Origin of the sequence: Vibrio sp. CK2-1 (assembly GCF_021726515.1) — a bacterium.
In the GTDB taxonomy this organism is placed as follows: Bacteria; Pseudomonadota; Gammaproteobacteria; order Enterobacterales; family Vibrionaceae; genus Vibrio.
Map to the genome: position 1 here is coordinate 367,102 of NZ_JAKKCJ010000001.1, position 26,284 is coordinate 393,385.

Annotated in this window: 22 protein-coding genes; 17 read left to right on the forward strand and 5 right to left on the reverse strand. The window is 40.5% G+C overall.

The annotated features are described in order from the left end of the window. Nucleotides 1-3: 3 nt before the first annotated feature. A complete protein-coding gene (locus L3V25_RS01600; RefSeq protein WP_237293759.1) occupies nt 4-990 on the reverse strand; it encodes a MoxR family ATPase in 987 nt (328 codons plus the stop codon). 304 nt (nt 991-1,294) lie between these two features. Between L3V25_RS01600 and L3V25_RS01605 the strand changes: the two genes are divergently transcribed. Both L3V25_RS01605 and L3V25_RS01610 read left to right on the forward strand, forming a co-directional pair. Continuing rightward, nucleotides 1,295-2,842, forward strand: a complete 1,548-nt coding sequence (locus L3V25_RS01605; RefSeq protein WP_237293760.1) for an arylsulfatase — start codon at nt 1,295-1,297, stop codon at nt 2,840-2,842. A 100-nt stretch (nt 2,843-2,942) separates the two neighbouring features. Next, nucleotides 2,943-3,929 carry an HAD family hydrolase gene (locus L3V25_RS01610; protein WP_237293761.1) on the forward strand — a complete coding sequence of 329 codons (987 nt, stop codon included), beginning with the start codon at nt 2,943-2,945 and terminating at the stop codon, nt 3,927-3,929. Between the two features lie 161 nt (nt 3,930-4,090). Here L3V25_RS01610 and L3V25_RS01615 read toward each other — a convergent pair whose 3' ends face one another. From L3V25_RS01615 to L3V25_RS01625, 3 genes are all read right to left on the reverse strand, one after another. Next, nucleotides 4,091-4,813, reverse strand: coding sequence for a YebC/PmpR family DNA-binding transcriptional regulator (locus L3V25_RS01615; protein ID WP_193000303.1), 723 nt, complete (start codon nt 4,811-4,813; stop codon nt 4,091-4,093). A gap of 122 nt (nt 4,814-4,935) precedes the next feature. Beyond that, nucleotides 4,936-5,145 (reverse strand): DUF3283 family protein, encoded by a 210-nt coding sequence (locus tag L3V25_RS01620; RefSeq protein ID WP_193000304.1) that lies wholly within the window; start codon nt 5,143-5,145, stop codon nt 4,936-4,938. Between the two features lie 223 nt (nt 5,146-5,368). Next, the gene (locus tag L3V25_RS01625) at nt 5,369-5,566 is read right to left on the reverse strand and encodes a hypothetical protein (protein ID WP_237293762.1); all 198 of its coding nucleotides are present in this window, start codon (nt 5,564-5,566) and stop codon (nt 5,369-5,371) included. A 541-nt stretch (nt 5,567-6,107) separates the two neighbouring features. On the opposite strand from L3V25_RS01625, the gene L3V25_RS01630 reads away from it, so the two are divergent. Continuing rightward, nucleotides 6,108-6,572: a hypothetical protein gene (locus L3V25_RS01630; RefSeq protein WP_237293763.1), complete on the forward strand. Its 465-nt coding sequence runs from the start codon at nt 6,108-6,110 to the stop codon at nt 6,570-6,572. Nucleotides 6,573-6,678: 106 nt separating this feature from the next. Here the strand turns inward: L3V25_RS01630 and L3V25_RS01635 are convergent, their stop codons facing one another. After that, entirely contained in the window at nt 6,679-8,655 is a 1,977-nt protein-coding gene (locus L3V25_RS01635) for a replication initiator protein RctB domain-containing protein (RefSeq protein WP_237293764.1), read from the reverse strand. 1,438 nt (nt 8,656-10,093) lie between these two features. Between L3V25_RS01635 and L3V25_RS01640 the strand changes: the two genes are divergently transcribed. The 14 genes from L3V25_RS01640 to L3V25_RS01705 all read left to right on the forward strand — a co-directional run bounded on the left by L3V25_RS01640 (nt 10,094) and on the right by L3V25_RS01705 (nt 26,236). Beyond that, nucleotides 10,094-11,317 (forward strand): AAA family ATPase, encoded by a 1,224-nt coding sequence (locus L3V25_RS01640; protein WP_237293765.1) that lies wholly within the window; start codon nt 10,094-10,096, stop codon nt 11,315-11,317. Beyond that, nucleotides 11,317-12,291, forward strand: a complete 975-nt coding sequence (locus L3V25_RS01645) for a ParB/RepB/Spo0J family partition protein (RefSeq protein ID WP_237293766.1) — start codon at nt 11,317-11,319, stop codon at nt 12,289-12,291. Before L3V25_RS01640 ends, L3V25_RS01645 begins: the two co-directional genes overlap by 1 nt. 119 nt (nt 12,292-12,410) lie before the next feature. Beyond that, on the forward strand, nt 12,411-14,645 hold the full coding sequence (locus L3V25_RS01650) for a GNAT family N-acetyltransferase (RefSeq protein ID WP_237293767.1): 2,235 nt from the start codon (nt 12,411-12,413) through the stop codon (nt 14,643-14,645). Between the two features lie 145 nt (nt 14,646-14,790). After that, on the forward strand, nt 14,791-15,435 hold the full coding sequence (gene pdxH / locus L3V25_RS01655) for a pyridoxamine 5'-phosphate oxidase (protein WP_237293768.1): 645 nt from the start codon (nt 14,791-14,793) through the stop codon (nt 15,433-15,435). Nucleotides 15,436-15,563: 128 nt separating this feature from the next. After that, complete coding sequence (locus L3V25_RS01660; RefSeq protein ID WP_237293769.1) at nt 15,564-16,352, forward strand: AraC family transcriptional regulator; 789 nt, start codon at nt 15,564-15,566, stop codon at nt 16,350-16,352. Between the two features lie 180 nt (nt 16,353-16,532). Further along, complete coding sequence (gene putA / locus L3V25_RS01665) at nt 16,533-19,682, forward strand: bifunctional proline dehydrogenase/L-glutamate gamma-semialdehyde dehydrogenase PutA (protein WP_237293770.1); 3,150 nt, start codon at nt 16,533-16,535, stop codon at nt 19,680-19,682. Nucleotides 19,683-19,688: 6 nt separating this feature from the next. Beyond that, complete coding sequence (locus tag L3V25_RS01670; RefSeq protein ID WP_237294325.1) at nt 19,689-20,420, forward strand: aldehyde dehydrogenase family protein; 732 nt, start codon at nt 19,689-19,691, stop codon at nt 20,418-20,420. Nucleotides 20,421-20,548: 128 nt separating this feature from the next. Beyond that, a complete protein-coding gene (putP, locus tag L3V25_RS01675; protein WP_237293771.1) occupies nt 20,549-22,042 on the forward strand; it encodes a sodium/proline symporter PutP in 1,494 nt (497 codons plus the stop codon). Nucleotides 22,043-22,425: 383 nt separating this feature from the next. After that, entirely contained in the window at nt 22,426-22,635 is a 210-nt protein-coding gene (locus L3V25_RS01680; RefSeq protein WP_017025474.1) for a cold-shock protein, read from the forward strand. A gap of 92 nt (nt 22,636-22,727) precedes the next feature. Then, nucleotides 22,728-23,387 carry a Qnr family pentapeptide repeat protein gene (locus L3V25_RS01685; protein WP_237293772.1) on the forward strand — a complete coding sequence of 220 codons (660 nt, stop codon included), beginning with the start codon at nt 22,728-22,730 and terminating at the stop codon, nt 23,385-23,387. Nucleotides 23,388-23,452: 65 nt separating this feature from the next. Then, nucleotides 23,453-23,800, forward strand: a complete 348-nt coding sequence (locus L3V25_RS01690) for a YajD family HNH nuclease (protein ID WP_237293773.1) — start codon at nt 23,453-23,455, stop codon at nt 23,798-23,800. Nucleotides 23,801-23,815: 15 nt separating this feature from the next. Next, the gene (locus tag L3V25_RS01695) at nt 23,816-24,523 is read left to right on the forward strand and encodes an AraC family transcriptional regulator (RefSeq protein WP_237293774.1); all 708 of its coding nucleotides are present in this window, start codon (nt 23,816-23,818) and stop codon (nt 24,521-24,523) included. Between the two features lie 104 nt (nt 24,524-24,627). Continuing rightward, entirely contained in the window at nt 24,628-25,533 is a 906-nt protein-coding gene (locus L3V25_RS01700) for a DMT family transporter (protein ID WP_237293775.1), read from the forward strand. A gap of 76 nt (nt 25,534-25,609) precedes the next feature. Next, a complete protein-coding gene (locus L3V25_RS01705; protein ID WP_237293776.1) occupies nt 25,610-26,236 on the forward strand; it encodes a LysE family transporter in 627 nt (208 codons plus the stop codon). Nucleotides 26,237-26,284: the final 48 nt, after the last annotated feature.

Here is a 26,284-nt window from a genome sequence, read left to right on the forward strand (position 1 = left end):
CTCTTAGCCTATTGCCACACAACTTAATAACTCATCAATCACTCGCTGGTGAGTCACGCCATCGGCAAGCGCATCATAAGAGAGGATAAAACGATGGCTCATCACCACAGGAACCATGGCTCGTATATCATCCGGTGTCACATGATCACGCCCATTAAGCCAAGCGTGAGCACGAGCGCATTTATCCAAAGCAATAGAGGCGCGAGGGCTTGAGCCTATTTGGATCCATTGGCTTAACGACGAATCGGGATAATCGTTTGGTGTACGAGTCGCCATCACTAGATTAACGATGTAATCTTCAGCCATATCAGAAACTTCAATCGCGGCAATTTCTTTGCGCGCATCAAACACCGTTTGAATATCAAATTGAAAAGTAGATTCATCGGTGGTCTGAAATTGTAGGCTCCCTTGTTCTTCACTACGCACTAAACGGATAATATCTTTCTCTGCATTTGCCTCCGGATAATCGACATTCACTTTCAATAAAAAGCGATCCATTTGCGCTTCTGGTAACGGGTATGTCCCTTCTTGTTCTATCGGGTTTTGAGTCGCCAATACCATAAACAACTCTGGCAATTGATGTGTTTTATCCCCAACCGTAATGGTGCCTTCAGCCATGGCTTCAAGTAATGCAGCTTGAACTTTTGCCGGCGCACGGTTAATTTCATCAGCTAACACTAGGTTATTGAAAATAGGCCCAGCTTGAAAATGCAACTGATGGTGACCATCCACCTCTTGATATAGCTCTGTTCCCGTCACATCAGAAGGTAATAAGTCGGGAGTAAACTGAATTCGACCAAATTGAGTTTGTAACGCATTGGCTAACGCCTTTACTGAACGAGTTTTCGCCGTGCCTGGTAAACCTTCCAATAAAATGTGCCCACCGGTTAATAAACCAATGACTAAAGCATTAACCACATGAGATTGCCCAATCACCGACCGTTCAACATGTTCGACTAAATATTTAATAGAATCACGATTTATTGTCATTGTTCACCTCATATAATCACGCAAAAAAAACATCCTTTATTGCAGTATATACGTATAAAAAATAACTTCCGGTTATAACCTTTATAATCACTTAAAAAATCAAAAAAGGAAATTAACAAACCAATAAAATTAAACATAAACAATTGGTTAAAAACAAAACCTGCTATTTTAAGCAAATGGTTTAGACTTATTAGTGTTGGGTATTTCATCATCAGGTTGTGCGATAAAATATCTTGTGAACAACACTAAGCGGAAGGAATGGTATTTACCAACCTTTTCATGGACTATCGCGCTGGAGGATTTCATGCGTAATTTTTTTAAGACGGCAATAGTAATAAGTGGGGCATTAGCTTCATTTAGTAGCTTTGCGGCATCGGATAAACCAAATGTTTTAGTCATCATGGGTGATGATATCGGTCAAACCAATATTTCCGCCTATTCAATGGGTCTTGTTGGCTACCACACCCCTAATATTGATAAAATTGCTAACGATGGTGTTATTTTCACCGATTATTATGCAGAACAAAGCTGCACCGCGGGTCGCTCTACCTTCATTACAGGACAGACAACGCTGCGTACCGGTTTGGCCAAAGTGGGCTTACCTGGCGCTGATGTTGGTTTACAAGCTCGTGATGTGACTATTGCTCAACTCTTAAAACCACTTGGTTATGCAACTGGCCAATTTGGCAAAAACCATTTAGGTGATCGCGATGAATTCCTACCTACCCAACATGGTTTTGATGAATTCTTTGGTAACCTTTATCATTTAAATGCCGAAGAAGAACCAGAGCAACGTAACTACCCTACAGACCCTGAATTTAGAAAGAAATTTGGTCCACGTGGCGTGATTCATTCTTATTCTGACGGAAAAATTGAAGACACAGGTCCACTGACTCGTAAACGTATGGAAACCATTGATGAAGAGACCTCATCTGCGGCAATGGATTTCATGGAAAAACAAGTTAAAGCAGATAAGCCATTCTTTGTTTGGTGGAACGCAACTCGTATGCACTTCCGTACTCACGTCAAAGAAGAAAACCGTGATAAACCTGGTCTTAACTCACGTACTGAATATGCTGATGGTATGATTGAGCATGATAATCAAGTCGGCGCTATTCTTAAAAAACTTGATGATCTAGGCGTAGCGGATAATACCATTGTGTTATATACCACTGATAATGGCCCACATAAAAACACATGGCCTGATGCTGGTAATAGCCCATTCCGTAGTGAAAAAGTAACCAACTGGGAAGGTGCTTACCGTGTTCCTGCTATGATCCGTTGGCCTGGTCACATCAAACCAGGCAGCATTGCCAATGGTATTGTCAGTGGTCTTGATTGGTTACCAACAATAACCGCCGCTGCGGGTGAAACAAACATAAAAGAAGAGCTACTTAAAGGTAAAAAAGTAGGGGATAAAACCTTCAAAGTTCACCTAGATGGTTATAACCAACTACCTTACCTAACCGGTAAAGTAAAAGAATCACCACGTAAAGAATTCTTCTACTTCAATGATGATGGTCAATTAGTTGGTCTTCGTTATGAAAGTTGGAAAATTGTCTTTATGGAACAACGCACGAAAGGGACCCTAGCTTTATGGGCCGACCCATTCACACCACTGCGTACTCCTAAGCTATTTAACCTACGTTCAGACCCATATGAAGAAGCCGATATCACATCTAATACCTATTGGGATTGGGTAATGGATCATGTTTATTTATATGTGCCGGCTCAAGCGTATGTGGCGAAATTCTTAGAAACATTTAAAGAGTTCCCACCAAGCCAAACACCAGCAACATTTAACTTAGATGACGTGATGAAGAAACTGTCTGAAGCTCCCACCACTAAGTAATTAACTGAGCGTAATATAAGGCCTGCCACTAATCGCAGGCCTTATTTTTATCAAGTTAGACAAAAAATAACGTATTGCTCGTATTAATTAAGGACACATTATGAAATTTTTACGGATATTAAGTGTAGTGATGGTCACTGTAATAAGTCATCAAGTACTCGCCAGTACTGAGGTTGATCCCCTACCATCATGGAATGATACCGCAACTAAAAAAAGTATTATTCAATATGTTCAACAAACCACCACTCTCGACTCAAAACAATTTATTCCTGTATCCGATCGTATTGCGACATTTGATAATGACGGAACTCTATGGGCGGAAAAACCGGTTTACTTCCAACTGTATTTCGCACTAGAACAAATAAAAGAAAAAGCGAGCCAACATCCAGAATGGAAAACACAAGAACCTTTTGCATCCGTGTTAAAAGGCGATCTTGAAGGCGTTAAAAAATCAGGCATGGATGGTCTACTGAAAATAGTAATGGCGAGCCATACGGGAATGAGCACTGAAGAATTTGATGCATCAGTAAAAGCTTGGCTAAAAACGGCACGTCATCCCGATAGCCAACGCCCATTTACTGAAATGGTTTATCAACCGATGCTAGAGCTACTACATTACCTACAACAAAATGATTTCAAAACCTATATTGTTTCCGGCGGTGGTGTTGATTTTATGCGAGCTTGGGCACCGGAAGTTTATGGTATACCGAAAGAGCAAATTCTAGGTTCTTCAGTGAAAACTGAATACAAACTCGTTAATGGCAAACCTACCATCATGCGTTTACCTGAAGTAAATGTGAATAATGATAAAGCTCAAAAGCCATTAACCATTCAAACCTATATCGGTAAAAAGCCTGTTTTCGCAGCTGGTAACTCAGATGGCGATTTAGAAATGTTGCAATGGACGAAAACATCGACTTATTCAAGTATGTCGGTATTAATCCACCACACCGATGAGAAGCGCGAATGGGCTTATGATAAAGACTCGGCCATTGGTCACTTAGAAAAAGCTTTACCACTTGCTCAACAAGACAATTGGAATGTGGTCGATATGAAGCAAGACTGGAAACAGGTATTTACTGATTAATCACTATCGTCCAACATGCCACCAGTGCAGACGAAGTCGACCCCTACTCCATAGTTTTAAATCGGCGATATAAAATTCGTTTCTGCAAAACAAAAACACCGAGCCATTAAAGCTCGGTGTTTGTTTATAACTTTATTAGATAGTCAGACAGAGCGGTTAGCTTAGCCTTCTAATTCAGCGTTGTGGTAGACCTGTTGAACGTCGTCACAGTCATCTAGCATGTCTAAGAACTTTTGGAATTTAACCGCATCATCACCCGTTACTGGCGTGTGGTTTTGCGGAACAAAAGTAATTTCTTCAACATCTACAACAAGATCTGGGTATTCTTCGTTTAGTGCTGTTTTTGCTTTGAAGAATTCAGTATGAGGAGCAAAAACAGTAATCACGCCATCTTCTAGCTCAATATCTGTTACATCCACATCTTGCATCATTAGTGCTTCTAATACCGCTTCTTCGTCTTCACCTTTAAACTGGAATACCGCTTGGTGATCAAACATGTGAGCAACCGTACCAGGGCTACCAATTTTAGCGCCCGTTTTCACGAAGCATTGGCGAACATCTTGGAAAGTACGGTTACCGTTATCTGTTAAACAGTCAACGATCACACTTGCGCCACCTGGAGCAAAACCTTCATAGCGTGCTGGTTGGAAATCTTCACCACCACCACCGCTCGCTTTATCTAATGCTTTTTCGATAACGTGAGCCGGTACGTTGTCTTTTTTCGCTTTAGCAATAAGGTGCTTTAGCGAAAGGTTCATATCAGGGTCTGAACCACCATTTTTAGCGGCAACGTAAATTTCTTTACCGTATTTAGAATAAACTTTAATTTTTGCGCCAGCTGTTTTTGCCATTGAGGCCTTGCGCACTTCAAAACTTCTTCCCATGGGAATGTTCTCTCTGGTTCAATTTAACGCGTTATATTTATCATAAGAGTTTGCGTATCACTATTACCATTCAAGCAAACTGGCAATATGTCTCTTATGAATACCGATAACGAGTTCGCGATTTAAGCGACACCCATTATCCGTTTGTATTTTTGGACTGCTTGTTCGAAGAATCTACGTTCATCTTCATTACGAATTTTTTCAGCTTCAGTTAGCAATAGTTCTGGCCCAGCTTTCGCTTGTTTTAACTGCCAAACCGCATACGAAGCTTGCTTATCCAATTCGATTTTATTTTTCTCAGTTGGTGGCAACAAAGATAAATTTATAGACATTAAAATGGCCTATGCTCAAGAGTCGTTAGTCACAGGAATATACCATAGCAGAGGGCAAATGATAAAAAGATATTCATCGGTTTACAGTGTAAATTTGAGATATTAGCAGCAAACAATTCAACGAGCTGACTAAACAGAAAATAAAAAGACAGAATGAATAAACACCCTGTCTTTATAAACTATCCTTCTTATAACTTACTTCAGCTGAGATTAGCTAAGCCTCTTAATGAAGTAAGCCAAGTTCTCTCGCTTCTTCTAACGTTAGACCGCTTTCACGAATCTCTTTCAACATTTCAATTCGACGTCTCGCTTCAGCGCTTTTCATTTGCTTCGGCGTCGCTTGAGAATTCGAATCGTCTTTATTATCCCAACTTGTTGCAATTCCAGTCATGTCATCATGATCAATTGAATTAATCGACATAAGTACCTCCAGAAAACCATGCGGAAACAAAGTGGATATTAAGCAAACTAATGTCCACTTGTTAAGTAAATAAAATACAGAGTGTGACTAAACTCAGAGTTCAGAAACAAGTTGCGTTTTCCATTCCATTTACCGCTTTTGTTTCTATTTAACTGGGTGTAGCGTCAAAGATCTCACCATTCTAAAAGCGACTATTTCAGCGGTCACAATTAGCAATCAAACCTTCACTCAATAATAAATAGCAGATTCGCGCATTTTAGGTAAATTTTTTTTGCTGGCAAGTTCAAAATCAAAAATTTATTCCTTCAGCACAAGCTGCTTTAGAGTAATACCAATCAAATTAATTAGGTGTTCAGAAATTGCGCTGGAAAAAGCCTTGAGAACAAGGCATAAATTTTCGATAAGTAGTCACTCTACAATCAAAATTTATAACGTAGTTATCGAGGTTTTTCACAAGCAAAAATGATCAGATAATTAGTGCGATTGGTATAAAGCAACTACAATCAAATTATAGTTCGAAGACTCAAGAAAGAGGCTCGCAATGGAACTCAGCACTTGGTTATTTCGCCTTAAATGTCACCAGCAAGATACTGGCAGTCATAATATTTCAGAGTTAGTGTCTCTTATTCACTCCCCTCCCCCGCAGCTTTGGTCGGAATCGGAGCCATTATCAGAAACGCATATTAAAGCGATCACATCCTGGCTTGATGGCTGTTTGCAGTTATTTCATTATTTTGATGGTCTCGAACATCACCAGCTAGCTTACCAGTATACTCAATTGGCTTATGCGCGCTTACAAAGCATAACCGCCAATCCACATACTCAAGTCGAACTAAGGTATTGGGGAGCGGCTTATCTCGACCAATTAACGGTTATGATGTTGGAGTTTTGTCAAAGACAGCCAGAGTGGCAGCAAGAAAGTTATCAACTCATAGAGCTGCATATTGCTTTTATGGCACCATTAGGTGAATTGAATATGAGAAATAGGGATCAAAGTCGTCTTTAAGCATACAGCTTGATCTATCGCACTTGATCATCGTTCCGAAAGCATGAATAAGAAGCTACCTTGATCATGCTTTCGAATTTAACACTAACCCATTGAATATAAATAATTAAGAAACGTTCGCCATTTCATCTAATGCACGCATCACCGTTTCATCGAGATGGCCATCAAACACTTGCTTGCAAACTTTACGTCGTACAGCCAGTCCTGCAATTAACCTTTCAATCGACAGATGCTTAGACTTGGTTTCCTGATTAAATAACTCAATGGTTTTACTTAATGTTTCATAAGGCAATACATCTTCACCAACTCGTAGCCAATCTAGCTTACTCATAAGCTCGTCACACTCTTCTTTGATAGAAGCGAACGGATGCCCTGTCATTGCTGATAACGCCGTTATACTGCGTTCTAAGGCTTGTGGTGAGGTATATTTAGAGAGCGTGATCGTTAGTTCGTCCGCATTGATCTCTACAAGATGCTTTTTGAGCTTCACTCGACGACCTAGGCGGCCTCTTGGTGAAGGATCTTTACGCTGGATCGGTTCAAATTCACCATCAATAATTTCCGCCAATTCTTGCAGCTTTTGTTTAGACACCAATTCGTGACGTAGTGGGTTTGGCAAGGTTGGTGCCATATTTCGTTTGCCAGCATTGGTGGTGCGAGCACGAGAAAATCTTAATACTTCTTCTGCATCGCAACGGATATTGATCTGATAATCTTGAACTTTTCCTTTATCCATTATGGTGGTTATCGTTAAATGATAACCCCATAAATTGACCACAAAAAGATCTTCAGTGGTTTTGCCTTCCGATAATTTTCTTAATTCACGAATAAGATCCATCGAAAAACGGCGCCATTCGATGTTACGAGCGAGTTTCTGGTTAATCTCACTGAGCAGCATAGATTCCGTTAAACGACGTACTAGGCGGCTTCTAAAGAAGGTGTACAGCTGGAACACCAGTGTATGCTGTTTCAGAATTTCTGGTGGGAATAAGAAAAAGTAATCTTTGGTCAGCAATTCTTCAAAAAATGAAGGCTCCCAAACTAAAATATATAAGTTTGGTTTGATGCGAATTTCACCCGAGGCATTTTCTGTCGGTGCTTCATCTGATGCGGTGATGGTACGGGCAATAAAGCGAAAGCGATCACTCTTAAAGCCTTCTGGCATATTTTCACTAAGCCAGCGGCCTGTTAATTCATGCAATTGAAAATCAGTAAATTCGATACGATCAATACTATCTCGTATTGAATCTCGTGCAGGCCCACTGTCCTTTTTACCACGTAAAGATAAAATATCCGTGATATACAAAGGGGTTTTATTTGGCATCTGTTTGGCATTCATATGATAATCATCTTGGTGATGATCATGGTATTGAACGGTTAGTGTAAACAGAGCAAACAGGGTCATGAGATCATCAACCGTCATGATATTTTTTGATGATCGAGTTTCAATGATCGCACGGGTTCCTGAAATAGAAACCATTGATTTTTGATAATTTTTTCTTGTTCTTGGTGGTGCTAAAGCCTGATCAATAATACCCGCCCAGTTAGTCGGTGAAACCACGAATTGATCCGCTTCATCACGCATTGCTGGTGGCGTATATAAACCATGTTCATTGAGCAACTGACGGTTTACTTGAGTTTGCGCCAATGCTTTAGAACGTTTTTGTTTTTCGGTTTGGCGAGTGGAATCGGTTTTTAAGCTAGTAGAACCAAGTACAGAAATTAATTGGTTTGGATTTACGAAGGTATGAAGCATTGTTTTGCCAGCCAGACCTTCTTCAAATCGAACTGGAGTTTGGCCAAATAAGCCGATAGATACGGCAGCTCTTAATCGTTGCTGAATTGCAGCGCGAGTTAATTGTCCATCAGTGGCTTCAATTAATTCCGTGGTAGAAACTAAACCATCTTTGCTGGATAAGCCTTTAAGAGAAATTAAATTGAGTAGTTCAACAATGCTTTTGGTGACACCTTTGAAATGTTGATATTGCTCAATCCAATCGATAGTGTGTTCTGAGATCTGAAATAAGTGACCATCTTTGTGGTTTCGAGGGAGTTTGATCAAGATCTTTTCTTGGGTTGGCATATCAATTCCATTTGTCATTGGATGTAAATCTCATATAGTTCCCAAAGAATAAATAAAAAAGATCAAAAAAGAAAGAAAAAAATGCTTTTCTTTAAATAACTGATCTTTATGTTTATTTGATCTTAAATGGTTATATGATCTTATGATCTGGCTGAAGTTTTGCTTTTAAGTGTATGAATATAAATAAGTTATTTTTTTCTCGTTTGAAAGCATGATCATAGAGCATTCAGAACGATGATCATTACTCAATTGAAAGCATGATCAATTTGAAACAGAAGCATGATCATTAATTTAATGAAGCATGATCAAACAAATAATGAAACGATGATCATCTGTCATTTACATGTTATCCACAGATCATAACAGTCGATTTATTAAAAAATGGAAAAATAGCCTACTTCTCACTGGTTATTGCTTATGGAACGATGATCAAGCTGGAGTGCTATAGTTCATCGTTCCTTCTAATATTATTGCTTGTCTTCACTGCTAGAAAGAATGATCAAGGCTATTAGTCGTTGATTGGCGAGGCTAAAGCGTGTTTTTCGATAAAAAATGTCACTTCAATTTACACTCAATGTAATCTATACAAGGCTTTTCATGCTTCCGAGGCTTATTTACGCTTGATCATCGATCCGAAAGTGATCTTTATATCAATCAAATTGAATTGACATTTTAACCCTTGATCATGCTTCCTTTATATTCCTCTTTATTAGATAAATGGCCAATTAAAATAGAAATTATCACTGTTTTTCAATCTTTCGGCTTTTATATGAGGATTTGGGACTATTTTGATAGTAATTATGGAACGATGATCAAGGCTATTTCATCAATCCAGCTTGGATTGAAACTGCACGATTCATTCATTTTCTTAAAACACTTAGGCAACAATCTACTTGCCTAAAGGTTCGTATGATAGCTCTGATTCTGCATCTTGAAGCCATTTATCTATATGCTTACAAGCTGAAATTGGTGTGTTTTCGCTACTTACGAGTTGATATAACTGTCTATATACAAAGTGACTCATTTATTTTTTGTATTATTAAGCGTAGTTGTTGCTTTGGTTTCTATGATTCTTTTGTTTTTTATCTTGCCCCACCCTACTCTCTTATTGATTGGTTAATTTTTAATAGACTTGCTTGCTTTATCATTATTTTTATGTTGATTCGACAATGACCGTAATTTTATCTAATTAATTAATCGTTCCGAGAGAAATGGCATTTACATTGTAAATAGGTGACATTGTAACAGTTAAAAAGTTTTGAAGTTTTCGGGTAAATAATGGTGAAAAATATGTGAGTAAATGCACGTTTTTATCTGTTATTGCAAATAAATGACAATTTTGCTTTTAATTTATCATTACACTAAATGTGCAGCTAATCATTGTTTATATCGTTTTTTGTTGTACAATGATTTTAGATAAAGTTAACTGGATGAACTTATGAAAAGAGAACAGACGATTCAAAATCTGGAACGCCTTGCTGAACAAACAAAACAAGTTCAAGCAGATCGTATCGAGATTGTTTTAGAAGAACGTAAAGATGAGCATTTCCCTGCTATGTCTAAAGCTTTGATGGAAACCCGTTCAGGGCTGACGCGTCGTAAGTTAGACGAAGCGATTGCTAAAATGGAAGCGGAAGGTCATCAATTTACTAAAAACAATGCGAACCACTATTCAATTACACTGAGTGAAGCTCATCAGTTAATGGATGCGGCTGGCGTTGATATGTTTTATCAGCGTAAGAAGAACACCGGTAATAAACCTTGGATCGTCAATGTGCAGAACCAAAAAGGTGGCACAGGTAAATCTATGTCGGCAGTGCATCTTGCTGCTTGTCTAGCATTGAATTTGGATAAACGCTACCGTATTTGCTTAATCGATTTAGACCCGCAAGGTTCGTTACGTTTGTTCCTTAATCCACAAATTAGTGTTGATGATCACGAAGAAATCTATTCAGCAGTGGATGTCATGCTGGATAATGTGCCGGAAGGGGTAGAGGTCGATACTGAGTTTTTACGTAAAAATGTGTTATTACCGACTCAATATCCGAACTTAAAAACCATTTCGGCGTTTCCTGAAGATGCCATGTTCAACGCGGAAGCTTGGCAGCATTTATCACAAAATCAGTCATTAGATATTGTGAAGCTACTAAAAGAAAAGTTGATTGATAAGATTGCTGATGATTTTGACATCATCATGATGGATACCGGTCCGCACGTCGATCCATTAGTTTGGAATGCAATGTATGCCTCTAATGCCTTATTAATTCCTTGCGCGGCTAAGCGCTTAGACTGGGCATCAACAGTGAACTTTTTCCAACATTTACCAACAGTGTATGAAATGTTCCCGGAAGATTGGCAAGGTTTAGAATTTGTTCGTCTAATGCCGACTATGTTTGAAGATGACAATAAAAAACAAGTTTCGGTATTAACGGAAATGAATTACCTGCTTGCTGAGCAAGTGATGATGGCAACCATTCCACGTAGTCGTGCATTTGAAACTTGTGCCGATACTTACAGCACGGTATTTGATTTAACTGCCGGTGATTTTGAAGGCGGTAAGAAAACTTTAGCTACGGCACAAGATGCTATTCAAAAAAGCGCGCTAGAATTAGAGCGTGTGATGCATAGTCATTGGGCGTCATTAAACCAGGGGGATAAATAATGGCTATTAAAACTTCTGAATTGAATGCTAAATTATTTGGCAAGGCGAATAAACGCCGTGCGACTTCTCCTGTGGAAGCTCAAGCAGCAGTAAAAGAAAAAGCACAAGTGATTGAATTGGCGATTGCTGGTCAAGATTTGGTGGCTTTTGAATTGATGTCTGTGCCTGCTTCTGAAATCGAAAGCCAAACCGTGGTGTTTGCTGAGAACTCACGTGAACAATCATTTTTAAATGAGCACGCTTTATCTGATATTTTAGTTACGTTAAAAGAGCGCGGGCAGCAGTATCCTGCGGTTGGCCGACGTAATGCTGAAGGTAAAATTGAAGTACTAGACGGTAGCCGTCGTCGCATGTCGTGTATTTTGGCGCAGAAAGATTTTCTGATTTATGTTGCCGATGATATTCAATCTGACCACGCTAAGTTTTTATCTGATGTAGCAAATGCGCATAAGCCATTATCGTTATATGAACGTGGCCGCGAAATGCAAGCTAAGCTCGATTCTGGTGCCGCTGAAGATCAAAAAGCATTAGCACAAATGTTCCAATGCAGTGAAGCCTTGGTGAGTGGGGCACTTAAAGCCGCCGCACTACCATTAGAATTACTGCAAGCGTACCCTAATGTGAGCGATGTAGGCCGTCCGACTATCGTTAAACTGCATAAACAGTACTTTTCATTACCGCAAAAATCACAAGAAACGCTACTTGAGAAGTGTAGAAAAGGGCACGGTGCGATTTGGCAACAATCACAATCTCAAGGTGTTGCTCGCTTGACGAAAGAAGTATCAAGCCAGTTAGAAGCGTGGATTGAAGAGTTGCTACCAAGTAAAAAAGAAACAGCTTCAGATAAAGTTGAGTTAGTGAAAGGGCGCGTTAGTTATACTCGCAAAGGCGCTAACTTATCGCTTTCTCTGAAAAAAGTGGATGATGAAGTGATGCAAGATATCTTGGCCTATGTGCAAGGTAAATTAGCCTAATAAGCTTTTATTCAAGTAACTGGGTTTATCACTGTTATCCTTAATTAAGCCGCCATTTGTGCGGCTTTTTTTGTCTCTGTGATATGCTTACTTCATCGATTTTAAATTTAGAAATAAGTATGTCAGCACTTAACTACCTCACTACCTTGTCTTCTAAGCTGCGTCTTGTTAATCAGCGCGTTGCGGTGCAATTACAATTAAATGATGCCGATGCTCATCAATTGCTAACGCGGTTTATCGAGCAGCAGAATATTGATATCACCAAAACTGCTTGGCTTGGTGGCAATCAACCTTTGTTAGGCTGTGCACACTATACGAGTAAACAAGGCCAGCGTTTACTTGGGCAAGAGGTAGAGTTGCTGGTTGTGGATTTTAGCTCAGTCTTGGATAGCAGCAGCTCTGGTAGTAAAAGCTTTGATGCCAATAGCTTTAATGCGGCATTAGGTGCTTTGGTCGGTGGTGGCATTCTTTTTATTATCAATTTTGAATCTTTAGATAATTCATATCAATCCCAATGGTTAGCTCAACATTTTAAGCGTTGGCCGTGTATTGATAATCTTTCGGCTGATGATTTATCACTTGCTGATGTTGAGTTTGATCAGGATTCTGTAAAGCTTAATCGATTTGAACAACAAGCTGAGGCTGTTGCTGCAATTGAAAAAGTAGTGACAGGTCATCGTCGCCGACCATTAGTTTTAAATGCCAACCGCGGCCGAGGAAAAACGGCCAGTCTAGGTATCGCGGCGGCAAAATTGATGTCACAACGCGTGATGAAGATAGTCATTACCGCACCGTCTATTAACGCGTTAAATCCCTTTTTTGAATTTGCGGATAAAACGGTTGGTCAATTCACCTGGCTATTTCAAACCCGTACTGAATGGCATCTTTCTAATGGTTCGCAGTTACGCTTTATTGCACCTGATGAATTGAATATTTCGGAAGTCAATGCCGACCTAGTATTAGTTGATGAAGCAGCAGCTTTGCCTTTGCCTATGCTAAAAAGTTTCGTGAATCGTTTTCATCGTTTAGTGTTTAGTTCCACCATTCATGGTTATGAAGGCTGTGGTCGAGGATTTTCGATTAAGTTTATGCAATGGCTGAATCAACATCGTCCAGGTTGGAAGCATGTCGAGTTAACTCAACCGATTCGCTGGGCGGAAAATGATCCATTAGAAAACTGGTCATTTGATACGTTTTTACTTAATGCTGATGATAGTGTTTCTGAGTTTAATCTTCCTAGCAATACTACCAATACTGATAACTCTACCAATGATGTTAATGCCGAGTCATTGGAACTTTCTCAGATAGAGCTTTCGCAAATACTGTTTTCACAAATAGAGTTGAGTCTGGTATCCAAACAACAACTGATCAAAAATTCTGAACTGTTTCATTCTATTTTTGGTTTGCTGGTGACTGCGCATTATCAAACAACGCCTAATGATGTGATGCAAGTTTTAGCGTCTGACGAGATTCAGGTTTATCAGATTTCTTATCTGAATAAGGATTCTTTCGAAAACTCTAAAGTGATTGGTTGCTTGCTGGTAAGCATGGAAGGCGGATTAGATAGTCAATTGATTAAAGATATTCAGCTAGGAGTGCGTCGACCAAAAGGACACTTAGCCGCGGCCTACCTAACAAATCATTTAGCGATGAATCAACCTGCGGAACAAACATCAGCTCGCATTATGCGAATTGCGATTGACCCAACTTGGCAAGGTTATGGGGTAGGGAGTTTTGCTCTACAGAAATTACAGCAGGAGTTAATATCGGTTGATAGCGTAAATCCTATTGACTTCATCTCTGTGAGTTTTGGCGCAACGGCAGAACTGATCAATTTCTGGAAAAAATCTTTTCAGTTAGTTTCAATCGGTACTCGTCGAGATCATGCCAGCGGTTGTTATTCTGCTTTTATGGTACAAGCATTATCTGAGCGCGCTAAACATTGGGTTGAACCAGCTGCTTTAAGTTGCCTTGATAACTTTCAACGCGTTCTTCCTCTGCAATACCAAGATATCGAACATGAGACATTAGCGAGTTTGTTGTTTCAGCCGAATCAGGATTCTGCACGATTTTCACTTTCTCCTATACTGTCTAACTTTTCTTTAGGGGGAAATAGTTTTGAATCGGTTGTGCCTTGGTATAGTCAGTTTGTCATCGAATACTTATCTCAAGTGAATCCGTTTTCAGAATTAGCTCCGCAACAAAGTAAACTTGATAGCGATGGCATATCAGTTGTGATTGACAAAGTATTGCTTTTCCATTCATGGCAAGCGGTAGCAGCAAAGCATAAACTGGCGGGCAGAAAACAAGTTGAACAACAACTAAGACAATGGTTGAAGCAATTTACAGTGTAAATCTGTTGGCATGAAGTCACTTGGGTATACCCTCGATTTACACTGTAAACTGGCTTGTTAAGTTTACTCTTAGCTATCAACCTCAGACCTTGAATTCACCTGACGTTAAGCGCAAAATAATAAAAAATAGAATTAGGGAAAATACATGAAACTTTCTGATATGCGTCGTGAGTATGCGATGGATGCTTTAAAACGTTCTGACTTGGCTGACAATCCGGTTGAGCAATTTAACTTATGGTTAGAGCAGGCGATAAAAGCTGAATTGACCGATCCTACTGCAATGACAGTTGCAACGGTTGATGAGCATGGTCAGCCTTTCCAACGAATCGTATTATTAAAAAATGTCGATGATGATGGTTTCGTTTTTTATACCAACCTAGGTAGCCGTAAAGCTCAGCACTTAGAGCACAATCAAAAAATCAGTTTGCACTTCCCATGGCATCCAATGGAAAGACAAGTCCATATTACCGGTCACGTGGAAAAACTCACCGCAATGGAAAATATGAAATACTTCACTTCGCGACCAAAAGAAAGTCAGCTAGCCGCTTGGGCGAGTAAGCAAAGTAGTCGTATTTCTGCCCGTAGTGTTTTAGAAGGCAAATACATGGAACTGAAAGCCAAGTTTGCGGAAGGGAAAATACCCGTTCCGACTTTTTGGGGCGGCTATCGAGTCAAAGTAGATACTATTGAATTTTGGCAAGGTGGCGAGCATCGTCTGCATGACCGCTTTGTGTATAGCAAACAAGATACCTCTACGACTAACTGGGATATCTCTCGTTTAGCGCCTTAATGACTTAATAAGATTACTTTATATTGAACGACATCTGACCGTAAAACAGACGCTCTTGATCATCGTTTCGGAACAATGATCAAGAGGTTTCCTGCTTAATGACGACGATTCAAGGATGAAGGTTTGTTATGCCTACTTATGATGAATTTTACCAAGCGCCACCTCGACCTGCACAAGTCATCACTTTGCCAAGCCACATGGCGCACCATCATCATGATTACACTCAGATAGTGATAGGGCTTTCCGGTAGAGCTGAATTTGATGTTGAAGGTGAAGTGAACTTAATTGGCCCAGGGCAAGGTTGTATTGTACGAGCTTCTTCAGAGCATCGTTTTGGTGGGATTGGCGCTTCTGACATTTTAGTTCTCAACTTTTTAGATACGCTGAATATTGATTCTCAAGTTGCCCATCTATTAGAAGATTTATTATCGGAAGAAGTCTACTTTCAACTCGATTTTGAAATTCAGCAATTGATTCAAATGTTGGTTCGAGAAATTAAAGCCAATCCTGAAGATATGTTATTGTGCCGAGCCTGCCAAGATACCATCATTGCTTTATTGCACCGTCATATTAAGAAATTCGAAATGTACAAAAAAGGGCATCGATTGAATATGGATCTGCTTGATCGGTATATCTTGCAACACTTATCGAGCAAAATAACCGTAGCCGATTTGTCAGCGTGTGCATTTCTTGGAGAAAGCCAATTTCATTTATTATTTAAAGCGCAAGTTGGAATGACTCCACATCAATATGTTCTCACTAAACGGATTGAAGAATCTAAGCGGTTAATTAAAGAAGGTCAGTACAGTTTTGGCCATATTGCGGAAGTGGTTGGTTTTTCTGCGCAAAGTGTTTTCACCCATAGCTTTACACGAATGGTTGGAATGTCGCCTTCTCAGTACCGTCAAGATTACTAATTCCCCTAGATTTCCCGTCACCAATACATTTATTGAATTTTTGTGATCATGTTGGTTTTTTGTTGCAGAAAATGCTTTTTGTAAAATAAAACGGAGTTTAAAACAATCACAAACGGATTTTTCCTCTTACACTTCAGATCTACTTCCAATGATAGTTCCGAATTTGTATGAGGAAAATGTATGTTTACTGCTGCAGATGTATTGAAAGCGGAATTTAATGATCAGCCTTTAAACCAACTATGGTCTTTAATTTCTCCTTTATATATGGTTGATGAATCAACTTGGCTTAAAGAATTATTGCCTTTAGCGCAACCAAGCGATGAAGAAAAACTTGCCATTGAAAATCAAACCACAGATCTGATCAAATCTATTCGCGCGGATAAAAAAGCCGTTCAAATGATAGATGCTTTATTGCTTGAATACAGCCTAGATACCCATGAAGGTATTTTATTGATGTGTTTAGCAGAAGCGCTTATGCGAATTCCTGATGCGGCAACAGCAGATGCTTTGATTCGTGACAAATTAAGTGTTGCTGATTGGAAGTCTCACCTTAAAAATTCGGATTCTGTGTTTGTTAATGCCTCGACTTGGGGGCTAATGCTGACGGGTAAAGTCGTCGGTTTAAAAGAATCAGAAGCGCAAAGCCCAACTCAAGGCTTGAATCGTCTAGTCAATAAGATGTCTGAGCCGGTTATTCGTAAAGCGATGCACCAAGCGATGAAAATCATGGGTCATCAATTTGTGCTAGGTCGTAGCATTGCTGAAGCGCAAAAAAATGGTAAAAACATGCGTGAGAAGGGCTACACCTATTCGTATGACATGTTAGGTGAAGCTGCGTTAACCACTCAAGATGCTCAAAAATACTTTAATGATTACTTAATGGCGATTAAAGCGGTTGGTAATGATAAGTTTGATCACTCAGTGAGCCCAGCACCTTCGGTTTCAATTAAGCTATCAGCGTTACATCCTCGTTACGAAGTCGCCAATAAAGATCGTGTGATGAGCGAGCTATACGACACTGTTGAGCAACTGATTTTACAGGCTCGACAACTTGGTGTTGCTTTAACCATTGATGCGGAAGAAGCCGACCGCCTTGAAATGTCGCTGGAGTTATTTGAAAAACTTTATCGTAGTGAAGCGGCGAAAGGGTGGGGACAGTTTGGGTTGGTGATTCAAGCCTACTCTAAACGCGCACTACCTGTTTTGGTTTGGTTAAATGCACTTGCCAAAGAACAAGGTGATCTTATTCCACTACGTTTAGTTAAAGGCGCGTATTGGGATAGCGAAATCAAATGGTCTCAACAAGCAGGTTACACAAACTACCCGGTTTACACCCGTAAAGAAGCGACCGATGTGGCTTATCTTGCGTGTGCACGTTTCTTACTAAGTGAACATGTGCGTGGCAATATCTTCCCACAATTTGCTAGCCACAATGCTCATACGGTGACGGCGATTGCCAATATGGCCAGCCACCAAGATTATGAGTTCCAGCGTTTGCATGGCATGGGAGATTCCCTATATGAACATGCGATGAAAGCATTTGGTCAATCTGTACGTATTTACGCGCCAGTGGGTAGTCACAAAGACTTATTACCTTACCTAGTCCGTCGTTTACTTGAAAACGGTGCCAATAGTTCGTTTGTTCACCGTTTGGTTGACGCTCGCTGTCCAATTGAAACTCTAAATCAACATCCGGTTGATACCTTGACCGCGCATGAGCATTACAACAATACGGCGATTCCACTGCCACCAGCGATATTTAATGAAAGACAAAACTCTTATGGCGTCAATATTGATATCCAAAGTGAGCTAGAGCCATTTGAAGCACAAGTTGAACATTGGCTGACTCAAACCTGGCAAGGTGGTCCTATCATTGCTGGCAAAAGATATTTCGAAAGCATGATCAAGGATACAGAAAGTGCCGATGCGCAGGTTCAAGCAATCACCGCACCTTATGACAGAAAGATCCCTGTTGGATCTATTGTCCATGCCAACCTTGATCATGCTTCCGAGGCAATTGAGGTTGCTCAATCATGCTTCCATGAATGGAACAAGGTTAGTTATCAAGCTCGTGGCGAAAAATTAGACCGTTTGGCGGATCTTTTAGAGGATCATTTGCCAGAGTTAGTGGCGATTTGTCATAAGGAAGCCGGTAAAACGATTCATGATTCCATTGATGAAGTACGTGAAGCTGTCGATTTTTGTCGTTTTTACAGTAAGCAAGATGCCATCTTCGAACCTAAAAAACAGCTAGGATTTGATGGGGTAGAGCGCATGATTTATCGCGAAGGTTGTGGAGTATTCGTGTGTATTAGCCCGTGGAACTTCCCTTTAGCGATTTTCTTAGGGCAAATTACTGCCGCGCTTGCCAGTGGTAATACCGTTATTGCCAAACCAGCAGAGCAAACTAGCTTAATCGCAACACGAGCCATTGAGTTAATGCTTGAAGCGGGGATCCCATCTGGTGCGATTCAATTGTTAACCGGGCAAGGTTCTGAAATTGGTCCAGCATTAACCGCTCACCCTGCGATTGCCGGTGTGGCGTTTACAGGCTCAACACCAACTGCGCAGCGAATTAATGCCACGCTTGCTCAACGTGATGCAGAGCCGGTGCCATTTATTGCTGAAACCGGTGGTCAAAACGCCATGATAGTCGATAGTACTGCGTTACCTGAGCAAGTGGTGCGTGATGTACTACGCTCTGCTTTTGCTTCGGCAGGGCAGCGTTGTTCGGCTTTGCGTGTGCTCTATGTGCAAGAAGATATTGCAGATCGCATTATTGAGTTAATCAAAGGCGCAATGAAAGAGTTATCAGTTGGCCTACCTTACTTACATAAAACTGATGTTGGACCGGTGATAGATACCGCAGCAAAAGAAAAACTGATTGCCCACATCGATGAAATGAAGAAAACCCAAAAGTTGGTAACTGAACTTGCCTTATCAGAAGAGTGTCAGGCCGGAGATTTTGTTCCGCCAACCGCATTTGAAATTGATGATATTCGTGTGTTAACAGAAGAAAAATTCGGGCCGTTGTTACATATCATCCGTTTTAAAGCCGATAAATTGCCACAAGTGGTTAAAGATATTAATCAAACGGGATTTGGTTTAACCATGGGCGTGCATAGCCGTAATGAAACCACTTACCGTTGGATTGAGAAACAAGCACGTGTCGGTAACTGTTATATCAACCGCGACCAAGTTGGCGCTGTGGTTGGCGTTCAGCCATTTGGTGGGCAAGGGTTATCCGGTACTGGGCCTAAAGCTGGCGGTCCGCACTATCTATATCGTTTTTCTCAAGTGGCGATGACCACTGAAACTGAATCTGTTTAGGAGAGTATTATGCAAACTATTACTCGTTTTTCTGAAGTGACGTTCTTTGATGCTAATACCGCTTGGGAACAATGGAATTTGACCGAATATACGTTTAAAAGTGAATGCTTACGTTCGGTTTGTCGTAATTTAGAAGAAACACAACCGTCATTAAGTGCGGTGATGAATTTTCACCTGCAACAAGCGGATGAGCGTTTATCTGAGCCTAAATTAATGCCTGGGCCAACCGGTGAAACCAATGAGTTATATACGGCAGGTAGAGGGGTTTGTGCATTGGTTGTGGAGCCATCAATGCCTTGGGTGGCGGTCATGGCACCATTAACTGCTGCTTTAATTGCTGGTAATGCCGTACTTATTTGCAGTGATGATAAAGAGCTGAATCAATGCCTTGAAAGTGCGATAAGTAGCGTGCTGCCGGCACATTTAGTCCATATCGTGGCGTACGATGCGTATCAAGCGGTGATTGAAGCGGATATTCGAATGGCTGCTTTTGTCGGAAGCGCTAAAACACAAAGGTCAATAAACGCAGATTTAGCTCAAAAGAAAGGTGCAATTGTTCCTTTTATTGCAGAAACGATTGCAGCTGAAAACACGCAAGACAGATGTGATTCACTAAGCTTAGTACAAGCTCATGATCCTAGCCTCGTTCTACGTTTTATTACTGAGCGAACTCGCACTATTAACATAACCGCCGTCGGAGGAAACGCGACTCTGCTAGAGTTAGGAAATCAACATTAAATATATGTGATACTGAGTTAAGACTGATTCTTATTATTATAACTATCAATTATTTAGTATCATAACCATCTACTACACAATAAAAAGCCCCTCAGGATAGAGGGGCTAATCATATAAAAGGTATAATTATGATAGAAAATAGTTTTGCTATTACTAGCACATTTATCGGATACCTAGCCTTAATGCTTGCCATTGGTTATGTTGCCTATAAACGAACTTCAAGCTCAACCGATTATTTTCTTGGTGGAAGAACCCTTGGTCCTTGGCCGGCTGCCTTATCAGCGGGTGCATCAGACATGAGTGGTTGGCTATTACTGGGTGTTCCTGGGTATGCTTATGCTTCGGGGTTAGAGGCCACTTGGATTTGTGGGGGCTTACTCGTCGGGACTTGGCTTAACTGGTTGGTAAGTGCTAAGCGTCTTCGTACTTACAGTATTACCACGGATGCGATCACGATTCCTGACTTCTTATCTCGTCGTTTCCTAGATAAGTCAAAATTAATTCAAACCATTTCCGCTTTCTTTATTTTGTTGTTCTTCTTGTTCTACACCAGTTCTGGTTTAGTGGCAGGCGGTAAATTGTTTGAAACAGTATTTGGCCTTGATTACAAAATTGCGGTCGTCATTGGTACGGTTTGTGTTATTGCATACACCTTGTTTGGCGGTTTCCTTGCGGTAGCTTGGACCGATTTAGTGCAAGGTTTATTGATGTCTGCAGCGCTATTGATTGTGCCGATTGCGGCAATGAGTGGCGGTTTTACACAAGTTGATATCGACCTGAATAACATCAACCCTGAATTGCTGAATATGTGGACATCTGCCAAAGGGGAGCCATTAACGGCGATCGCGATTATCTCTCTTGTTGCATGGGGCCTAGGTTACTTTGGTCAGCCGCATATTTTGGCGCGCTTTAAAGCGACACGTAGCAATAAAGACTTAACTACTGCTCGTCGTATCGCGGTAGTGTGGACTGCGCTATCAATGGCAGGTGCGATCATGGTTGGTCTAGTTGGCTTGATTTATGTTAACGGCCATCCAACGCTGGCAATTGAAGATGGTGAAAAGATCTTCATGATTCTGGTGAATGCGATTTTCCATCCGGTAATGGCGGGTATCTTACTGGCGGCTATTTTAGCGGCAATCATGAGTACTGCCGATTCTCAGTTATTAGTGTCTTCATCGGCACTAGCAGAGGATTTCTATAAGCAAGTATTTAAGAAAGATGCGACGTCAGAGCAAGTGGTTGTGGTTGGCCGTATTGCAGTGATTGGCGTTTCTGTGTTTGCTTTGATACTGGCAATGAATCCGGAAAGTTCAGTGCTTGGTTTAGTGTCTTATGCGTGGGCGGGTTTTGGTGCAGCATTTGGTCCAGCCATTGTACTGAGCTTGTACTGGTCTAAGATGAACCGTAATGGCGCACTCGCGGGTATTGTGATTGGTGGCGTGACCATCGTTATTTGGAAGCAATTAACCGGTGGTTGGTTCGATGTTTATGAAATCGTACCGGGCGTAATTTTCTCGACTATTTCGATTGTTGTAGTGAGTTTATTAACGGGCGGTCCAAGTGAAGAAGTCACTCAACAATACAAAAAATATCAGCGCCAATTAGAAGAATTAGATTAATCTTTTTCTGACAATTTGACGGTAATTTAGCCCTCATTGTTTAAGCAATGGGGGCTTTTACGTTTAGATGTCTATAGTGATTTTAGTAATAAAAATAACCACATAAGTAGGTCGATAATAGCCGTGAAAAAAATTTGAACTACTTAGATCAAGTTTTTAAAAATAACCCTATACAACGATGAAAAACCCGAGTATCTTTAAACACGGCCTGTAACGGACCTATTTATTTGAAATTTGCTTTAGAAGTCTTCGCAACACCTGATATACCAGTTAAGTGTCATGAAGTGCCTCCTTTTAAGTATCCTCACGTAAGTAACTCTATTCCCGGCTATAACACGCAACAAGCGTAATTGATTAGTAAAAAATATTTATAGGATTTACCCATGTCTAAGACAACTGGTACAGTTAAGTGGTTTAACGAAGAGAAAGGTTTCGGTTTCATCACTCAAGAGAATGGCGGCGCAGACGTATTTGTTCACTTCCGTGCTATCACAGGTGAAGGTTTCCGCACTCTAGCTGAAGGCCAAAAAGTAGCGTTTGAAGTTGAGCAAGGTCAAAAAGGCCCTCAAGCTGCAAACGTTGAAGTACTATAATTAAGTACTTATAACGAATTAAAAAAAGCCGCACTTGTTGCGGCTTTTTTGTTGCCAATTTTCCTTAAGTTTTAACTCTTCGAGTAATGCTAATGACTGAACCAGTAAGCCAAACCTTTCATCAACACGATTTTTCTTCTCAAGATCTTAGTGGTGAAGTGTTTGATAAGTGTCATTTTTATCAGTGTGACTTTTCTCGTTGTGACCTGTCTGATGCGCAGTTTATTGATTGTGTTTTTATTGAATCCGGTGACGTCATGGGGTGCAACTTTGCTTACGCCAAACTGAATGATGCCAGTTTTAAACATTGTAATTTGAGCATGGCCAACTTTGATGGGGCTTCAGCGTTTGGCATCGAAATACGCAATAGTATGCTGAAAGGGGCAAGCTTTGTTCGAACCTTGTTTGCTAATCACATAACGCACAATACCTATTTCTGTTCCGCTTATATTACGCAGTGTGATTTAACCTACGCAAACTTAGAAAATCAACGCCTCGAAAAGTGTGATTTGTTTGAAAACCGTTGGCGCGGTGCTAATCTACAAGGCACTTCATTTGAAGGCTCTGATCTTAGTCGCGGTGAGTTTTCTAGCGAACAATGGAGCCAAGCAAACTGGAAAAGTTGTAACCTCGCGCATGTTGAACTTGAAGGGCTAGACATTCGTAGCGTGAACTTAAAAGGCGCGATGATTTGTCAGTGGCAACAAGAAATGCTGCTTGAACATTTAGGAGTGATCACCATTCCAGACTAGGTTACTTGGGTATAAACAGTTTACAGTGTAAATTAAATCAATAATAACAATGATTAGGAAACAATATGTCGTCTGATTTTTATGGCTCTAGTGCTAACTACGCGCGCAAAGAAAGTGGCTATCGTGAAAAGGCGTTAAAGCTTTATCCTTGGATTTGTGGCAACTGTGCTCGCGAATTCGTGTACTCTAATTTGCGTGAATTGACGGTACATCACAAAGACCATGATCATACTAATAACCCTGAAGATGGCAGTAATTGGGAATTGCTTTGTTTGTATTGTCACGACCATGAACACTCTAAATATTTAGAGCATGATTTATATGGCTCGGCTGACTCAACGCCAAAAGAAGATGAGCACCAAGCAGCAACCCATAACCCGTTTGCGAACTTGAAAGATTTACTGAAAAAGTAATGAATATAAACGGTTATGATTAACGATCGGTTATCGATTCGTTCTTACATTAGTCAATCACGCCAGCATAAGCATGATTATCATCAAATTGTGCTGCCACTACAGGGCGTGATTGAAATGCAAGTCGGCGAGTTTGATGGCAAAGTCAGTGTTGGCGATGCCATCGTGATTCATGCTGGCTTGAACCATGCTTTTTCCGCCGATGAAGCGGCACGCTTTTTAGTGGTCGATCTCAGCCAACTTCCACCTAACTTATGCCATGCTAAAACCAAAAAGTTTTTGTTATCTCCAGCGACTCTAGCTTATGTGCAATTTGCCGGGTTGCAGTTGATGAGCAAAACTAATGCTCATTTAGAAAATGCGATGTGCGGTATGCTATTGCAGCTATTAGAACAGCAAGGCCAACAGCTTAGAATCGATCCTCGTATTGCGAGTGTCATAAGTGAAATTCAACAAGATATTAGTCAAAATTGGTCGGTTGAACGATTAGCCAAACTATCCTTTTTAAGCCCTACTCAATTTAAAACCGTATTCAAATCGAACCTAGGCCAAACCAGCCAGCAGTTTGTTTTACAACTTCGAATGGAAAAAGCCAAAGCGCTCTTAACGCATACCGATCTTCCTGTGCAATTGATCGGAGAAAAAGTCGGTTTTTCCAACCCATCCGCATTTACTCGCCGCTTTAGCCAATTTTTTGGTCTGTCTCCTAAATCATATCGATAACCATCACTTTAGTCATAAAGACCGTCTGATCAGCACATTTTAACTACTAATGATTCTTATACTGAAAACTCATTTGGTAAAGTTATGGATTCAAAAGGTTAAAAATGCAAAGGATTGAAAATTTACGTTCACCTATTCGCTTTGAAACGGCTGCTCCTTTGCTGTTCTTGCTGATGTGGAGTAGTGGGGCGGTAATGGTGAAAATGGGGTTAATAGATGCGTCACCTTGGACCTTTTTATTCCTACGAGCAGTGGCGACTTTCCTATTCTCAACTCTTGTGCTGCTGGTGGTAAAACCCAAATTAAAGTTTGAATTATTTCGCCATGATAAAGCGTCGATTATCGCGGTGCTAAAAGTCGGTTTCTTTTTGCAGTTTGCCTACCTGAGTACGTATATTTTGTCTATCGATGCTGGAATCTCGCCAGGGTTGATTACCATGATATTAGGTTTTCAGCCGCTCATTACGCCATTCCTTGCGAAAGAAAGTATGTCGAAACAAGGTTATGCTCTGTTAGCGCTTGGTTTTATCGGCTTATGCATCGCTGTATTAGGTGCAAAAGGGATCGATGCTTCACATGTCATAGGTCTGTTGTTTGCTGCGCTGGCTTTGATGTCGTTAACTTTTGGCACCATCAAGCAAAAAGGCATCAACATGAATATTGAAAGCATGGTGGTCTACCAAAACTTATTCACCTTATTGCTATTCAGCGTGGTGGCCTTATGTACCGACTGGCAAGTTGAATGGACCAATGAACTGTTTATTTCATTATTTTGGATGAGTATTGTGGTCTCGGTCGGTGCGGTGATGTTGCTGCTTTACATGCTTAAGCGAGGCAGTGCCAGCCAAGTCAGCGTGTTGTTTTATTGCATACCGCTTTTGGCCATTATGTTTGATTATTTGATCTTTGGTGAACAGTTGAGTGGCATAACTATGATCGGCATTGTTGTGGTAGTGATCGCGGTGTATTGGTTTCAAAAAGTGAAGCCAGTTGAAGCTGATGCTAAATAAATGCACAAAATAACCATTGAATAGAAGATGAATTGATGTTTTTATATTCAAGAGATTGATGAGAAAGGAGTTTTCAATGGATTTGTGGCACGGATTAGTTTTAATTACCTCTATTCACTTGTTGGCCGCTGCTTCGCCTGGGCCGGATTTTATACTGGTTTCGCAACAAACCATCTCGAATGGTAAAAAAGCAGGGCTGCTGTGTAGTGTCGGTATTGCGCTGGGGTTATCGATTCATATTCTCTATTCTGCTTTTGGTTTAGCGGCAATTATCGCTAATTCAGCAAGTTTACTTTGGGTGATTAAAGTACTCGGCGGTGGTTATTTAATTTATCTAGGTTGGCAGGGATTAAAAGCGAAAGCTGCAATGCCTGACGAGGTTGAATTGCCAGTAGCGAAAGTGCAGTCGGCGAAAAAGATGGTTGGCATGGGGTTCTTGTGTAATGCTTTAAATCCTAAAGCGCCAATTTATTTTGTATCGTTATTTACCTTAGTGTTGTCAGCGGATATGCCAATCTATCAAATCGCAATTTATGGTGTATGGATCATGATTTTACAGTTCGCATGGTTCTCTTTGATTGTGACGTTATTGTCTCGACCAACGATTAATAAGAAGTTTAAGCAATGTGGTCATTGGATTGATCGAGTACTTGGTGGTGCGATGGTGGCATTAGGTATTAAGTTGATGATTACTCGTAGTTAATTTTATATCCATCGTGTCCAATTATTTTGGGTATATGAAATGAAAAAG

Excerpts from the sequence above, each read along its gene's own strand:
- L3V25_RS01630 (WP_237293763.1), top strand. The coding sequence starts at position 6,108 with ATGGAACTCAGCACTTGGTTATTTCGCCTTAAATGTCACCAGCAAGAT.
- L3V25_RS01700 (WP_237293775.1), top strand. The coding sequence starts at position 24,628 with ATGCAAAGGATTGAAAATTTACGTTCACCTATTCGCTTTGAAACGGCT.
- L3V25_RS01660 (WP_237293769.1), top strand. The coding sequence starts at position 15,564 with ATGCCTACTTATGATGAATTTTACCAAGCGCCACCTCGACCTGCACAA.
- L3V25_RS01610 (WP_237293761.1), top strand. The coding sequence starts at position 2,943 with ATGAAATTTTTACGGATATTAAGTGTAGTGATGGTCACTGTAATAAGT.
- L3V25_RS01690 (WP_237293773.1), top strand. The coding sequence starts at position 23,453 with ATGTCGTCTGATTTTTATGGCTCTAGTGCTAACTACGCGCGCAAAGAA.
- L3V25_RS01635 (WP_237293764.1), bottom strand. The coding sequence starts at position 8,655 with ATGCCAACCCAAGAAAAGATCTTGATCAAACTCCCTCGAAACCACAAA.
- L3V25_RS01645 (WP_237293766.1), top strand. The coding sequence starts at position 11,317 with ATGGCTATTAAAACTTCTGAATTGAATGCTAAATTATTTGGCAAGGCG.
- pdxH (WP_237293768.1), top strand. The coding sequence starts at position 14,791 with ATGAAACTTTCTGATATGCGTCGTGAGTATGCGATGGATGCTTTAAAA.
- L3V25_RS01685 (WP_237293772.1), top strand. The coding sequence starts at position 22,728 with ATGACTGAACCAGTAAGCCAAACCTTTCATCAACACGATTTTTCTTCT.
- L3V25_RS01625 (WP_237293762.1), bottom strand. The coding sequence starts at position 5,566 with ATGTCGATTAATTCAATTGATCATGATGACATGACTGGAATTGCAACA.
- L3V25_RS01705 (WP_237293776.1), top strand. The coding sequence starts at position 25,610 with ATGGATTTGTGGCACGGATTAGTTTTAATTACCTCTATTCACTTGTTG.
- L3V25_RS01600 (WP_237293759.1), bottom strand. The coding sequence starts at position 990 with ATGACAATAAATCGTGATTCTATTAAATATTTAGTCGAACATGTTGAA.
- L3V25_RS01680 (WP_017025474.1), top strand. The coding sequence starts at position 22,426 with ATGTCTAAGACAACTGGTACAGTTAAGTGGTTTAACGAAGAGAAAGGT.
- L3V25_RS01650 (WP_237293767.1), top strand. The coding sequence starts at position 12,411 with ATGTCAGCACTTAACTACCTCACTACCTTGTCTTCTAAGCTGCGTCTT.
- L3V25_RS01615 (WP_193000303.1), bottom strand. The coding sequence starts at position 4,813 with ATGGGAAGAAGTTTTGAAGTGCGCAAGGCCTCAATGGCAAAAACAGCT.
- L3V25_RS01605 (WP_237293760.1), top strand. The coding sequence starts at position 1,295 with ATGCGTAATTTTTTTAAGACGGCAATAGTAATAAGTGGGGCATTAGCT.
- L3V25_RS01620 (WP_193000304.1), bottom strand. The coding sequence starts at position 5,145 with ATGTCTATAAATTTATCTTTGTTGCCACCAACTGAGAAAAATAAAATC.
- putA (WP_237293770.1), top strand. The coding sequence starts at position 16,533 with ATGTTTACTGCTGCAGATGTATTGAAAGCGGAATTTAATGATCAGCCT.
- L3V25_RS01640 (WP_237293765.1), top strand. The coding sequence starts at position 10,094 with ATGAAAAGAGAACAGACGATTCAAAATCTGGAACGCCTTGCTGAACAA.
- putP (WP_237293771.1), top strand. The coding sequence starts at position 20,549 with ATGATAGAAAATAGTTTTGCTATTACTAGCACATTTATCGGATACCTA.
- L3V25_RS01695 (WP_237293774.1), top strand. The coding sequence starts at position 23,816 with ATGATTAACGATCGGTTATCGATTCGTTCTTACATTAGTCAATCACGC.